Origin of the sequence: Micromonospora sp. CA-248212, assembly GCF_050948405.1 — a bacterium.
Lineage (GTDB): Bacteria > Actinomycetota > Actinomycetes > Mycobacteriales > Micromonosporaceae > Micromonospora.
The window spans coordinates 908,930-922,196 of sequence record NZ_CP192023.1 but is presented as its reverse complement, the minus strand read 5'-3'; the positions used below and the strand labels follow the sequence as shown (position 1 = coordinate 922,196).

Annotated in this window: 12 protein-coding genes; 7 read left to right on the top strand and 5 right to left on the bottom strand. The window is 70.0% G+C overall.

Annotated features, from left to right (window positions below):
- The first annotated feature begins 26 nt into the window (after nucleotides 1-26).
- Complete coding sequence (locus tag ACQP03_RS04345; RefSeq protein WP_357395880.1) at nucleotides 27-788, top strand: Maf family protein; 762 nt, start codon at nucleotides 27-29, stop codon at nucleotides 786-788.
- A complete protein-coding gene (locus ACQP03_RS04340) occupies nucleotides 785-1,438 on the top strand; it encodes an O-methyltransferase (RefSeq protein WP_357130267.1) in 654 nt (217 codons plus the stop codon). The genes ACQP03_RS04345 and ACQP03_RS04340 overlap by 4 nt, the downstream gene beginning before the upstream one ends.
- Nucleotides 1,439-1,566: 128 nt before the next feature.
- On the opposite strand, the gene ACQP03_RS04335 is transcribed toward ACQP03_RS04340, so the two are convergent.
- From ACQP03_RS04335 to ACQP03_RS04325, 3 genes are all read right to left on the bottom strand, one after another.
- Nucleotides 1,567-2,322: an ABC transporter permease gene (locus tag ACQP03_RS04335; protein ID WP_355048901.1), complete on the bottom strand. Its 756-nt coding sequence runs from the start codon at nucleotides 2,320-2,322 to the stop codon at nucleotides 1,567-1,569.
- A gap of 18 nt (nucleotides 2,323-2,340) precedes the next feature.
- Nucleotides 2,341-3,300, bottom strand: coding sequence for an ATP-binding cassette domain-containing protein (locus tag ACQP03_RS04330; RefSeq protein ID WP_357130270.1), 960 nt, complete (start codon nucleotides 3,298-3,300; stop codon nucleotides 2,341-2,343).
- A gap of 152 nt (nucleotides 3,301-3,452) precedes the next feature.
- Nucleotides 3,453-4,064, bottom strand: a complete 612-nt coding sequence (locus tag ACQP03_RS04325; RefSeq protein ID WP_357395952.1) for a PadR family transcriptional regulator — start codon at nucleotides 4,062-4,064, stop codon at nucleotides 3,453-3,455.
- A 139-nt stretch (nucleotides 4,065-4,203) separates the two neighbouring features.
- On the opposite strand from ACQP03_RS04325, the gene ACQP03_RS04320 reads away from it, so the two are divergent.
- Together ACQP03_RS04320 and ACQP03_RS04315 are read left to right on the top strand one after the other, a co-directional pair.
- Nucleotides 4,204-5,955 carry an acetyl/propionyl/methylcrotonyl-CoA carboxylase subunit alpha gene (locus ACQP03_RS04320; protein ID WP_357395871.1) on the top strand — a complete coding sequence of 584 codons (1,752 nt, stop codon included), beginning with the start codon at nucleotides 4,204-4,206 and terminating at the stop codon, nucleotides 5,953-5,955.
- 137 nt (nucleotides 5,956-6,092) lie between these two features.
- Nucleotides 6,093-7,532 (top strand): GuaB1 family IMP dehydrogenase-related protein, encoded by a 1,440-nt coding sequence (locus ACQP03_RS04315; protein ID WP_357175013.1) that lies wholly within the window; start codon nucleotides 6,093-6,095, stop codon nucleotides 7,530-7,532.
- Nucleotides 7,533-7,636: 104 nt separating this feature from the next.
- On the opposite strand, the gene ACQP03_RS04310 is transcribed toward ACQP03_RS04315, so the two are convergent.
- Both ACQP03_RS04310 and ACQP03_RS04305 read right to left on the bottom strand, forming a co-directional pair.
- Nucleotides 7,637-9,526: a hypothetical protein gene (locus ACQP03_RS04310; protein ID WP_433460331.1), complete on the bottom strand. Its 1,890-nt coding sequence runs from the start codon at nucleotides 9,524-9,526 to the stop codon at nucleotides 7,637-7,639.
- Between the two features lie 248 nt (nucleotides 9,527-9,774).
- Nucleotides 9,775-10,326: a TetR/AcrR family transcriptional regulator gene (locus tag ACQP03_RS04305; RefSeq protein ID WP_357395859.1), complete on the bottom strand. Its 552-nt coding sequence runs from the start codon at nucleotides 10,324-10,326 to the stop codon at nucleotides 9,775-9,777.
- An 84-nt stretch (nucleotides 10,327-10,410) separates the two neighbouring features.
- Here ACQP03_RS04305 and ACQP03_RS04300 point away from each other — a divergent pair, with 84 nt between their 5' ends.
- Genes ACQP03_RS04300 through ACQP03_RS04290 form a run of 3 tightly spaced genes read left to right on the top strand, consistent with a single transcriptional unit; the run spans nucleotide 10,411 to nucleotide 13,091 of the window.
- Complete coding sequence (locus ACQP03_RS04300) at nucleotides 10,411-10,857, top strand: DoxX family membrane protein (RefSeq protein ID WP_357130285.1); 447 nt, start codon at nucleotides 10,411-10,413, stop codon at nucleotides 10,855-10,857.
- 24 nt (nucleotides 10,858-10,881) lie between these two features.
- A complete protein-coding gene (locus ACQP03_RS04295) occupies nucleotides 10,882-11,364 on the top strand; it encodes a MarR family winged helix-turn-helix transcriptional regulator (protein ID WP_357130288.1) in 483 nt (160 codons plus the stop codon).
- Entirely contained in the window at nucleotides 11,358-13,091 is a 1,734-nt protein-coding gene (locus tag ACQP03_RS04290; RefSeq protein ID WP_357130291.1) for an ABC transporter ATP-binding protein, read from the top strand. The genes ACQP03_RS04295 and ACQP03_RS04290 overlap by 7 nt, the downstream gene beginning before the upstream one ends.
- Nucleotides 13,092-13,267 lie beyond the last annotated feature (176 nt).

Below are 13,267 nucleotides of genomic sequence, written 5' to 3'. Positions count from 1 at the left end.
CGTGGCGGGCCGGTAACGTCGGGCCGGTGTCTGACACTCTGCCGCTCCGCCTCGTGCTGGCCTCTGCCAGTCCTGCTCGCCGAAAGTCGCTTCGGGCCGCCGGCATCGACCCGGACGTGCTGGTCAGTGGGGTGGACGAATCCCTGGTGGTGACCGATCGCGCTGAGGATCTCTGCCTCGAGTTGGCCCGACTCAAGGCCGAGGCGGTGCTCGCCCGGCTGAATCCGACCGCCACGGCGAACAGCTCAACCACCAACGCCAAAGACACCACCAACAGCACCAGCGCCAGCACGGACGCCGCCAACAGCACCAGCACGGACACAGCCCGTCAGCGCACCCTGGTCATCGGGTGTGACTCGGTGCTCGAGTTCGACGGGGAGATTCTTGGCAAGCCGGCCGACGCGGCGGACGCGACCCGTCGTTGGTTGCGGATGCGGGGGCGCAGTGGGGTCCTGCACAGCGGACACTGCCTGATCGACAGTGTCGCCGGGCGGCGGGCGGAGGCGGTCGCCTCGACAGTCGTCCACTTTGCCGACATCAGTGACGACGAGATCGCCGCGTACGTCGCCACGGGCGAACCGTTGGCGGTGGCGGGCGCGTTCACGATCGACGGGTTGGGTGGGCCGTTCGTGGAGCGGATCGAGGGTGACCCGGGGACCGTCGTCGGGTTGTCGATGCCGTTGCTGCGTCGGCTCCTGGCGGAACTCGGTCTGGAGATCACGGACCTGTGGACAAAGGTCGCGCCGGGCGGCCAAACGGTCGAGCCGCTCGGTAACGTCCATTCATGACCACGAAGTCGATCCCGCTCACCGACGAGTTGCACGCCTACCTGGTTGCGCACGGCGCACCGCCGGACGAGATCATTCGAGATCTGGCCGAGGAGACCCGCTCGCTGCTGCCGGAGCACGCCAGCATGCAGGTAGCACCGGAGCAGGCCGCGTTCCTGACGTTCCTGACCCGGCTGCTCGACGTACGGCAGGCCGTCGAGGTCGGCACGTTCACCGGCCTGTCGGCGCTGGCCATCGCCCGGGGGTTGCCCGAGGGAGGGCGGCTGACCTGCTTCGACATCTCCGAGGAGTACACCGGGATCGCCCGGCGTTACTGGTCCCGCGCCGGGGTGCAGGACCGCATCGACCTGCGGATCGGCCCGGCCGGCGACACGCTGCGGGAGCTGCCGCAGGAGCGCCACCTGGACTTCGCGTTCATCGACGCCGACAAGACCGGGTATCCGGTCTACTGGGCCGAGCTGGTGCCGCGAATGCGGCCGGGCGGGGTGATCGCCGTCGACAACGTGCTGCGCGGCGGGCGGGTGATCGCGCCGCAGGATGTCAACGACCGGGCGATCGCGGCGTTCAACGACGAGGTGCTGGCCGACGTACGGGTCGACCCGGTGATGCTGCCCATCGCCGACGGCCTCACCCTCGCCCGGGTGCGCTGAGCGGCGCTCTGAACCACTCGGGTTCTTGGAAATCGCGGCATCCCCGGCGGTAAGACACCCCAACTTCCAGGAACCCGAGTCGATCAAGTCGGGCTCGCCCCGGGGCCAGGCCGGCCCCGGGGCGAGCATCAGCGGACGCTGCGGGCGAACTGGCGGGCGGCCCAGAAGACGCCCAGCGCGGCGAGGACCGCGGTGATGGTCAGGCCCTGCCAGACCTTGTCGCTGCCCAGGTCGCCGGCGAACAGCGCCCGGGTGCCGTCGACCGCCCAGGAGAACGGGTTCCAGTCGGCGATGCCCTGCAACCAGCCGGGAGCGAAGGTCAGCGGCAGCAGGATGCCGGAGAGCAGCAGCACCGGCTGCGCCACGGTGTTCATCAGCGGGGCCAGCGCGTCCTCGCTCTTGACCTTGAGCGCGACGCCGTAGGAGACGGCCGAGGTCATGAGCGCGATGAGGGCGAGCATCAGGTACGCCAGCAGGAGGTCACCGATGAAGACCCGCAGGTCGAACAGGAGCGCCAGCAGGGTGATGATGACGGCCTGCACGACGAGTGAGACCACGTCGCGCAGCGAGCGCCCGAGCAGCAGTGCCAGGCGGCTGATCGGGGTGACCCGGGAGCGTTCGATGACGCCGGCGCGCAGTTCGGCGATCAGGCCGAAGCCCTGGAACAGGCCGCCGAAGATGGCCAGCAGCACCAGCAGGCCGGGTACGAAGATCTTGTAGGCGGCGGCCTGGGTGGGCGCGTTCAGGGCCGGCTTGAGCAGGGGGGCGAAGAGCAGCAGGTACATCACCGGCTGGAACACGCCGACGAAGACCCAGACCGGGTTGCGCAGCAGGAGCTGGATCTGCCGCTGGAAGATCAGCCACGTGTCGCGGGCGAATTTCATGAGTCGTCTCTCCGGGGGTCAGGACTCGCGCAGCGAGCGGCCGGTCTTGGTCAGGAAGACGTCGTCCAGGCTGGGCCGATGCAGCTCGATCGAGCGCAGCTCGAGCCCGGCCTGGTCGAGGCGGCGTAGCACCTGGGGAATGGCGGTGGCGCCCTCGTCGACGTAGAGGCGCAGGCCACCCTCGTCGACGGTCTCCAGCTTGTTGACGTACGGCTCGCCGTCCAGCGCCTTCGCCGCCTGCGGGGTGGCGGCCACGTCGAGGCCGACGAGCACCACGTCGCCGGAGATCTCCCGCTTGAGTTCGGCCGGTGTGCCCTCGGCGACGACCTCGCCGTTGTCCATGATCGCGATGCGGTCGCAGAGTGCGTCGGCCTCGTCCAGGTAGTGCGTGGTGATGAAGACGGTCATCCCGTCGCTGCGCAGTCGCCGGATCTCGTCCCACATGTGGGCGCGGCTCTGCGGGTCGAGGCCGGTGGTCGGCTCGTCCAGGAAGACGATCTTCGGCTCGTGGATGATGCCGAGCGCGATCTCGACCCGTCGACGCTGGCCACCGGAGTAGGTCTTGCACTTGCGGTCGGCGTACTCGGTGAGCTGGAAAGCCTCCAGGGCGCGGACGGCGCGCTGCTGCGCGTCGGCCTTGCCGATGCCGTACATCCGGGCGTGCAGGACCAGCTCCTCGCGGGCGGTCGACTCGTCCCAGGTGCTGCCGCCCTGCGGCACGTACCCGATCCGGCGGCGGACCTCCGCCGGGTCCTTGCGGAGGTCCGCCCCGGCGATGGTGGCCTCGCCGCCGTCGGGCTCGATCAGCGTGGCGAGCATCCGCAGCGTGGTGGTCTTGCCGGCGCCGTTCGGGCCGAGGAAGCCGAAGATCTCGCCCTCGGCGACCTCGAGGTTGACGCCGCGCACGGCGTCCACCGTCTTCGTCTCTCGACCCGCGCGGGAGCGGAACGACTTCCGCAGCCCCCTGGTCTCGATCATTTCTGCTCCTGGTCGGTCGGGCCGGCCGCGCCGGCCGTCATGTGTCGGTCGGACCGGTGGGCCGGCCGTCGAGTGGGACGACGCCGGACGGCGCACTCCCCCGCTGTGCCGACAGCAGGCTAACGCGATATAGCGCTTGTAGTCAACGTTGATTATTTCGCGTCGCGATTGAACCGCTCCTCGCCCTCCCGCGGGCCCGACCAACCCTCGGCGTTCGCCAGTTCAGCAGGCAGGTACGACACACCGGACTCGATCCGCTCCGCGATGCGCTCACACCAGCTGAGCTCCGCCTCCGCCCGCGCCGACCACAGCTCGAACATCCAACTGACGTGCACCGGCTTGGTGTTACGCACCCAGTCCGACTGAAGCGAGGCGCGCATCGACTCCATGCCGGCCCGCAGCAGGTTGGCCCGGTTGCGCAGCGCCGCCGCCGCCTCGGACCGGGGCATCGCGGGCAGGAACGAGAAGGCCGCGGTGAAGGGGTCGACGGGTTCGGTGAAGTTCCACCAGAAGTTGCGCAGCAGGGTCTCGAACTCGTCGTCCCCCTTCGGGGTGACCTCGTAGGTCGTACGCGCCGGACGGGCGCCGACCTGCTCGGTGGCGACGGCCCGCAACAGCCCCTCCTCGGTGAGCTTGCGCAGCGCGTGGTAGATCGAGCCGGGCTGCACGTTCGCCCACTTGTCGGCGCTCCAGCTCAGCAGCTCGCGGCGCACGTCGTAACCGTGCACGGGCTGCATCCACCGCACCAGGCCGAGGATCATCATCCGAGTCGCAGACACCAGACAAGCGTAATAGCCAAGTTTGACTAAACCAGTGCCCCATCCCACACTGAGCGATCGTTAGGGGCCGCCCGGGGCGGCCGATACACTCCCCGTCAGTAACCTGCCGGGAGGAGCCACGAAGGTGCGCAAGGTACTGATCGCCAACCGCGGCGAGATCGCCGTCCGGGTCATCCGCGCCTGTCGTGACGCCGGCCTGGGCAGCGTCGCCGTGTACGCGGACTCCGACCGCGACGCCCTGCACGCCACGCTCGCGGACGAGGCGTACGCGCTCGGCGGAGACAGCGCGACCGACACGTACCTGCGCATCGACAAGCTGCTCGAGGTCGCCGACCGGGCCGACGCCGACGCCGTGCACCCGGGCTACGGCTTCCTCAGTGAGAACGCCGATTTCGCCCAGGCCGTCATCGACGCCGGGCTGACCTGGATCGGTCCGACCCCGCAGGCGATCCGCGACCTGGGCGACAAGGTGACCGCCCGGCACATCGCCCAGCGTGCCGGCGCGCCGTTGGTCCCCGGCACCCCGGACCCGGTGGGCAGCCCGGACGAGGTGATGGCGTTCGCCGTCGACCACGGCCTGCCGGTCGCCATCAAGGCGGCCTTCGGCGGCGGCGGTCGGGGCCTCAAGGTCGCCCGCACCATGGAGGAGATCCCGCAGCTCTTCGAGTCGGCCACCCGCGAGGCCGTCGCGGCGTTCGGTCGGGGCGAGTGCTTCGTCGAGCGCTACCTGGACCAGCCCCGCCACGTCGAGGCGCAGGTCCTCGCCGACCAGCACGGCAACGTGATCGTGGTGGGCACCCGGGACTGCTCGTTGCAGCGCCGGCACCAGAAGCTCGTGGAGGAGGCTCCCGCGCCGTTCCTCACCGACGCCCAGCGCGCCCAGATCCACTCCAGCGCCAAGGCGATCTGCCGCGAGGCCGGCTACCACGGCGCCGGCACCGTGGAATACCTGGTCGGCAAGGACGGCACCATCTCCTTCCTGGAGGTCAACACGCGACTCCAGGTCGAGCACCCGGTCACCGAGGAGACCGCCGGCATCGACCTGGTCCGCGAGCAGTTCCGGATCGCCGACGGCGAGACGCTGCGGATCACCGAGGACCCGACGCCGCGCGGACACGCCATCGAGTTCCGGATCAACGGCGAGGACCCGGGCCGCAACTTCCTCCCCGCGCCCGGCACGGTCACGGCGCTGCGCCTGCCCAGCGGCCCGGGCGTGCGGGTCGACACCGGCATCTCGGCCGGCGACGTGATCGGCGGCAACTTCGACTCGCTGCTCGCCAAGGTGATCATCGTCGGTGAGACGCGCACCGAGGCGCTGGAGCGCGCCCGCCGCGCCCTCGACGAGATGGTCGTCGACGGCATGGCCACCGCGCTGCCGTTCCACCGGCTCGTCGTGCGGGACGAGGCGTTCACCGCCGAGCCGTTCACCGTGCACACCCGGTGGATCGAGACCGAGTTCCACAACACCGTGCCGCCGTTCGCCGCCGCCGCCGGCACCGCCGACGCGCCGGCGGAACGCGACACCGTCGTGGTCGAGGTCGGCGGCAAGCGCATCGAGGTCAGCCTCCCCGCCGGCTTCGGCGGGAGTACGACCACAGCCTCAACCGCCTCCCGCAAGCCGACCCGGCGCGGGGGTGGCGCCAAGGCCGGCGTACCGGTCGGCGGCGACGCGCTCACCTCCCCGATGCAGGGCACCATCGTCAAGATCGCGGTCGCCGACGGCGACACGGTGGCCGAGGGCGACCTGGTGGTGGTGCTGGAGGCGATGAAAATGGAGCAGCCGTTGCACGCCCATAAGGCGGGTACGGTCAGCGGACTCGCCGCCGAGGTCGGTGCCGTGATCACGGCGGGCGCGCCCATCTGCACCATCTCCTGAAAGGAAGGGCACCTTGTTATCGCCTCGTGTATAAGAAGGGGCCCTTCCTTACGTTTGTCCGGGCGGGCGGGGCTCGGTGGGGGTGGTTTGCCGCACCGAGGTGGGCGCGGGCGGCCATGGGCGGGAATGATGGCCGGGTGCGGTTTCTTTCCGGCGCGGCCCCCGCGCACGACCTGACCTACACCGACGTCTTCATGGCGCCGGCCCGCTCCGACCTCGGCTCCCGCCTAGACGTGGACCTGTCCACCGGCGACGGCACGGGCACCACCATCCCGCTGGTGGTGTCGAACATGACGGCGGTCGCCGGCCGGCGGATGGCCGAGACGGTAGCCCGTCGGGGCGCGATCACGGTGATCCCGCAGGACATCCCCATCGAGGTCGTGGCGAACGTCGTCTCCTGGGTCAAGCAGCGGCACCTGGTCTACGACACGCCCATCACCCTGGGCCCTACCGAGACCGTCGGCGACGCGATCCACCTGCTGCCCAAGAGGTCGCACGGCGCGGTGATCGTGGTCGACGACGGCGGCCGGCCGGTGGGCGTGGTCACCGAGGCGGACACCGTGGGAGTGGACCGGTTCGCCCAGCTGCGACACGTCATGTCGACCGAGCTGCACACCGTGCCGGCCGACGCGGACCCGCGTACCGGCTTCGACAGGCTCTCCGCCGGCCGGCGTCGGCTCGCTCCGGTGGTGGACGCTCACGGCCGGCTGGTCGGGGTGCTCACCCGACAGGGCGCACTGCGAGCCACCCTCTACACGCCGGCCGTCGACGACCGGGGTCGGCTGCGCATCGCGGCGGCGGTCGGCATCAACGGGGACGTCACCGGCAAGGCCGCCGCGCTACTCGAAGCCGGGGTGGACACGCTGGTCGTGGACACCGCGCACGGCCACCAGGCCCGGATGATCTCGGCGTTGCAGGCGGTCCGCAAGCTGGACCCGGGCGTACCGGTGGCGGCCGGCAACGTGGTCACCGCCGAGGGCGTACGCGACCTGGTCGAGGCCGGCGCGGACATCATCAAGGTCGGTGTCGGCCCGGGCGCGATGTGCACCACCCGGATGATGACCGGCGTGGGCCGGCCGCAGTTCTCCGCCGTCCTCGACTGCTCGACGGCCGCCCGGCAGCTGGGCCGGCACGTCTGGGCCGACGGCGGTGTACGTCACCCCCGCGACGTGGCGCTCGCGCTCGCCGCCGGCGCGTCGAACGTGATGATCGGCTCCTGGTTCGCTGGCACCTACGAGTCCCCCGGTGACCTCTACACCGAACCGGACGGGCGGCGGTACAAGGAGAGCTTCGGGATGGCCTCGGCGCGGGCGGTCAGCGCCCGTACGGCCGACGACAGCCCGTACGACCGGGCTCGCAAGGCCGTGTTCGAGGAGGGCATCTCCTCGGCCCGGATGTACCTGGATCCGCACCGCCCCGGCGTCGAGGATCTGATCGACGAGATCATCGCCGGGGTACGCAGCGCCTTCACCTACGCCGGTGCCCGCAACCTGACGCAGTTCCACGAGCGAGCGATAGTCGGCGTCCAGAGCGCCGCCGGCTACACCGAAGGAATGCCCCTCCCCACCAGCTGGTAAGAACCCACCGGTCCGCGCTCGCGCGGCTCATGACGTCATTGCCACGACACGCCACTTGGGGTCAACGGGGCTGCCCCCAAGATCGGCATGGCCGGGCTCGACGGTCAAGCGCGTTTGCACTGTTTTCTGGGGCGCTGTTCAGGAGTTGGTGATCTGCTTTCGGTGACGCTGTAATCGGCCTGGCGGTGCGTCGGGGCTCCTGATGAGGAAATGCGTGCCGCGTCGGGGTGCCAGCTGGCGCTGGTGATGCTCATGGAGTCCATCCGTGCCGTTGTGTAGCTGATGGCTCGCTGGTCGACATTGCTGTTGCCGTACTGGATGGCCGGCGTGGCGGCGGTGGGGGCGTAGCTCGGGCCGGCGGGGTTGAAGGCGGGACCTGCGCTGTCGGCGTATTGGGTGTAGTTGGACTCGTAAGAGGGCGCATAGGTGGGCGCGTAGGCGGACTCGTAAGAGGGCGCATAGGTGGACCCGTAATTGGGCGCGTAAAGGGTCGGCTGGTTGACGCCGTAGGACGCGCTCGTGTCGTATTGAGCCGGGTACTGACTGACCTCGGGCGAGGGGTACGAGTAGGGGTCCTGGGGTGTGAATGATGATTGAGCCGCTACCGAATAAAGGTTGGTGTTCTGGGACATCGGCTCTGACCCTGGTGCGGGTGCGACGGCGTAGTACGGGGGTGCTGCGTCGTGGGTGTACGGCCCGGAGGGCGTCGAGTAGGAACGGGCGGGGCTGCCTGGGGCGGGCAGCCGCTGTGGCGGGTCGATGACCTGTTCGTTCTGGTGCGCCTCGACGGGTACCCTCGGTCGCCATCCCTGGGGCAGTGGGATCCTGCCGGGTGCCGCGATCTCCGGGTCGCCCACGGCGGGCAAGCGGTCGGGGTTCGGCTGCAGGACGGAGCTGTTGCCGTATACGTTCAGGATGAACGAACGTCTGGGCAGTCCGTGGGCATCGGTGAAATCGTTCACCACCGCCAGGCTCAGAAGCCTGGCGTTGGGATTGGCGAGTCGGCCGGTGGCGCCAGCCCAGGCCGCGATGAGTGAGTGATCGACGATGGCGGGGTTGTCGATGACCTCCTGGTAGGCCACCGGTACGAACAGTCGCGGGGGCCAGCCGGCGGGCGGGTCGATTCGCTGAGCTGCCGCGGCCCTCGGGTCGGCACCGCCGGGGGCAAGATCAGGATGGTTCGCCAGGAAATATTTCGCGCCAAGCTGCTCAGACGTGTAATAGCCGGCGGGAAGCCCGTGCGACCGGGCAAAGTCATCCAACACTCCCGGGCCCATAACAGCGAGGCTGGTGGCGGTAGGTGCCATTCGGTCTGTCGCATGCGTCCAGGCCACCACGATGCGGGGATCGGCGATGCCCGGGTTGTCGATGACCGCCTGATAGGCCGCCGGGGTGAACACTCGCCCCCAGCGGGCGGGCGGGTCAATTCGCTGAGCTGCCGCGGACCTCGGGTCGGCACCGCCGGGGGCAAGATCAGGATGCTTCCCCAGGAAATACTTCGCGCCATCCCACTCAAGTGTGTAGTAGCCGGCGGGGAGCCCGTGCGACTCGGCAAATTCCCCCAACACTGCCCGGCTCAACTGACCGAGGTGATCGGAGCTACGCGCAAGTCGACCTAACCTGTGTGCCCAGTCCAGCACGAGGCTGGGATCGGCGATGCTCGGGTTGTCGATAACCGCCTGATAGGCCGCCGGTACGAACACTCGCCCCCAGCGGGCGGGCGGGTCAATTCGCCGAGCTGCCACGGACCTCGGGTCGGCACCGCCGGGGGCAAGATCAGGATGCTTTCCCAGAAAATATGTCGCGCCATCTGACTCAAGTGTGAAGTAGCCGGCGGGGAGCCCGTGCGACCGGGCAAATTCCCCCAACACTCCCCGGCTCAACTTGGCGATGTGATCGGAGCCGCGGGCGAGTCGACCTGACTTGTGTGCCCAGTCCAGCACGAGGCTGGGATCGGCGAGGCCCGGGTCGTCGATGATCTGCTGGTAGGCCATCGGCGTATAAGCGGGGGCGGATTCGCGTCGTCGGGGCATGCTTCTGGTCCTCTCGCGTGGATGACCGCTGTCCAGCTCCCCAACGGGGCATCCACGACGAAGGTTCAACACGAAACGGGCCTACCCGAATCGGTGCCCGCCCCAACTCCGCACACGGCTCTGCCGCGTCACTCTCGACCTCGCCGTCAGCCACCGCTACACCACGACCCACCCCACGCCGCTTCGCGACGCGGGATGCTGCCGCGTGTCTACCTAGTTAGGCGGCCCAGGACTTCGCGGGCTGCGTTGCCGGGGCTGCCACCTACGCGGTCCGGTAGTGCGCCGGCCAGCCACAGAGTGGCGAATCCATGGGCGATGGACCAGGCGGCGAGCGAGTCCAGGCCGGTGTCGCCGGATGCGCCACGGGCGGCCACCCCCGCGCGGAGTGCCGCGCCGGCCCGCTCGCGGGCGGCGGTCAGCTCGGGGTCGTCGACCCGGTGCAGCTCGGGCCGGAACATCACCTCGAAGTAGGCGCGGTGCGACACCGCGAAGTCCACGTACGCGACGCCGGCCGTCAGCAGGTCGTCGCCGGCGGCGACCAGCGCCTGCGCCAACCGGTCGAAGCCCTCCGTGGCGAGAACGGTGAGTAGCCCCGCCTTGTCACCGAAGTGGTGCGCGGGCGCGGCGTGCGAGACACCGGCCCGACGAGCCAGGTCGCGCAGGCTCAGCGCGGCGGGTCCGACCTCCTCGATCGCCTGCAGCGCCGCGGCGAGCAGGGCGCGGCGAAGGTCGCCGTGGTGGTACGGACGCGTCTCGGTCATGCCCGAATCCTAATCTTGCCATTGACAAGATGCCACCGACCACCGCAATCTTGTCACCGACAAGTTTCCCCGAGGAGGACTCCGATGGCACCCCTGATCGTCCTGATCGCCGGCAGCGCACTGGCCCGCCTGGCCGGCCTGGCCGGCGTCTCCGCGCTCGACGGCTGGCATCCCGCGCTGCGGGTCGGACTGGCCCTGATGTTCGTGCTGACCGGCGTTGCGCACTTCGTGGGCCGACGCCGCGCCGACCTGATCGCGATGGTTCCGCCCCGACTACCCCGGCCGGACCTGCTGGTCACCCTCACCGGCGCACTGGAGCTGGTCGGGGCGGTCGGGCTGCTGATCCCGACGACCGCCCGCCTCGCCGCGGCCGGGCTCGGCCTGCTCCTGCTCGCGATGTTCCCGGCGAACGCCTCGGCCGCACGCCGGAGGCTGACCCTCGCCGGACGCCCGGTCACCCCACTGGGTCAGCGCGCGATCCTGCAACTCGTGTTCGTCGCCACCGCCGCGGCTATTTCGTTTGGCCCCTGACTATCAGGGGGCTAATCTGCTCTCGTGGAACTCATCACCCTCCAGGATGTGCCGCTGGGACGACTACTGGTCGTGGCCGGGCACCTCGTCGGGCAGCGCTGGAACCGCTTCCTCGCCGAGGAACACGGCCTCACCCAGGCCGGCATGATCACCCTGATGACGCTCGCCCGGCACGGCGAGCTGCCCCACCGCCAGGTCGCCGAGAAGGGGTTCGTCCGCCCGGCAACACTGACCGGCATCGTCGACACCCTCGAACGCGACGGCCTGGTCGAGCGCCAGCGCGACGACAGCGACCGGCGCAGCATCCGACTCGCCATCACCCCCGCCGGCCGGGAACGGGTGGCCGCGCTCGGCGCTCTCATGCACTCCGGACGCCCGCTCACCTCGGTCGACGCCGACCCGGCGAAGGCCCAGGTGATCCGGGAGTTCCTACTCGAAGTCATCGGCAGCGGCCACGACCCGCAGATGACCGGACGACCCACCGACGCGGAGGAAACGTCGTGCTGATCCGACTGTTACGCGGCCAACTGCGCCCGTACTCCAGACCGCTAGTGGCGGTGGTGCTGCTCCAGTTCGTGGGCACCATGGCCTCGCTCTACCTGCCCAGCCTCAACGCCGACATCATCGACAAGGGCGTGGCCCGGGGCGACACCGGCTACATCGTGCACACCGGCGGCTGGATGCTGCTGGTCAGTCTGATCCAGATCGTCTGCTCGATCGCGGCCGTCTACCTGGGCGCGCAGGTCGCCATGGGCTTCGGCCGGGACGTCCGCGCCCGGCTGTTCTCGCACGTCAACAGCTTCTCCGCCCGCGAGGTGGCCCGGTTCGGGGCGCCGTCGCTGATCACCCGCAACACCAACGACGTCCAACAGGTGCAGATGCTCGTACTGATGAGCTGCACCATGCTGGTCGCCGCACCGATCATGAGCGTCGGTGGGGTGGTCATGGCGCTGCGCGAGGACATCGGGCTGTCCTGGCTGATGCTGGTCAGCGTGCCGGTGCTGGCCGTCGCGCTGAGCGCGATCATCCGCCGGATGGTGCCGGGCTTCCGGCTGATGCAGACCCGGATCGACACGGTCAACCGGGTGCTGCGCGAGCAGATCACCGGCATCCGGGTGGTCCGCGCGTTCGTCCGCGAGCCGTACGAGACGGAGCGCTTCGGTGTCGCCAACGCCGACCTGACCGCCACCGCCCTGCGTACCGGACGGTTGTTGGCGTTGATCTTCCCGGTGGTCATGCTGGTGCTCAACGTGTCCAGCGTGGCGGTGCTCTGGTTCGGCGCGCAGCGGGTCGACTCCGGCGCGATCCAGATCGGCGCGCTCACCGCCTTCCTGGCGTACCTGATGCAGATCCTGATGGCCGTCATGATGGCCACCTTCATGCTGATGATGGTGCCCCGGGCAGCCGTCTGCGCCGAACGCATCGTCGAGGTGCTGGACACCGACTCCTCGGTGGTCCCCGCCGCCACCCCGGTCACCGAGCTGCCCAGCCGGGCCGAGTTGGAGCTGCGCGGGGTGCGGTTCCAGTACCCCGGGGCGGTCGAGCCGGTGCTGCGGGACATCTCCTTCCGCGCCACCGCCGGCACCACGACGGCGATCATCGGCAGCACCGGCGCCGGCAAGACGACCCTGCTGTCGCTCGTCCCGCGCCTGGTCGACGTGACCGACGGCGCGGTGCTGGTCGACGGGGTCGACGTACGCGAGTTGGAACCCGACGAGCTGTGGCGACGCATCGGGTTGGTGCCGCAGCGGCCGTACCTGTTCACCGGCACGGTCGCCAGCAACCTGCGCTACGGCAACCCGGACGCCACCGACGAGGAGCTGTGGGCGGCGTTGGAGATCGCCCAGGCCCGGGACTTCGTGGCCCAGATGCCCGGCGGGCTGGACGCGCCGATCGCACAGGGCGGCAGCACCGTCTCCGGCGGGCAGCGCCAACGCCTGGCCATCGCCCGGGCACTGGTCCGGCAGCCGGAGATCTACCTGTTCGACGACTCGTTCTCCGCGCTCGACCTCGGCACCGACGCCCGGCTGCGGGCGGCGCTACGGCCGATCACCGCGCAGTCGGCGGTGGTGATCGTGGCCCAACGGGTGTCCACCATCGTCGACGCCGACCAGATCATCGTGCTCGAGAACGGAGGGGTCGTCGGAGTGGGACGACATGCCCAGTTGTTGGAGACCTGCCCGACGTACGCCGAGATCGTGGCCTCCCAGCAGACGGCGGAGGTGGCGGCGTGAGCGAGCGGAACGAGCCGCGCGCCGCGGCCGTACCCAGTCAGAAGCCGGCCGGCGACCCGCGGACGCCAACCGGCGACGCCGAGCAGCCCGGCGGCGGAGCCACGCAGCAGCCCGGCGGCGACGGGCAGACGCCGAAGCGGCTGCCGGCGGGCCGACCAGGCGGCGGCCCGCCCTGG